At 59.8% G+C, this 239-nt stretch carries 1 protein-coding gene; it reads right to left on the minus strand.

All coding sequences use genetic code 11. The features are described 5' to 3' along the window. The coding region (locus tag SB719_RS22415; RefSeq protein WP_412160070.1) for an MlaD family protein at nucleotides 1-239 on the minus strand (239 nt) is incomplete at both ends.

The following is a 239-nucleotide window of genomic DNA, read 5'->3' on the forward strand; positions in this document are numbered from 1 at the left end:
GGGCGAGCCAAAGGCCAGCCCGCCCACCAGAATCGACGACAGCGATTCGGTGTCGACCTTCAGGCCATTGGCACCAATCTGCATGTCGATGCCACTGGCATTCCAGAAGCGCGTGTCAGCAGTGACGAACGTGTCGTAGGGCGCCTGCACGAATACGCCAATCTCTACCCCCTTGCCATCGTCCTGGAGCGCAAAGGACACCACTTCGCCAACCGGGATCTTGCGGTAGTAGATCGAAG

It is taken from the genome of Pantoea sp. SIMBA_079 (genome assembly GCF_046940275.1).
Classification (GTDB): domain Bacteria; phylum Pseudomonadota; class Gammaproteobacteria; order Enterobacterales; family Enterobacteriaceae; genus Pantoea; species Pantoea borealis.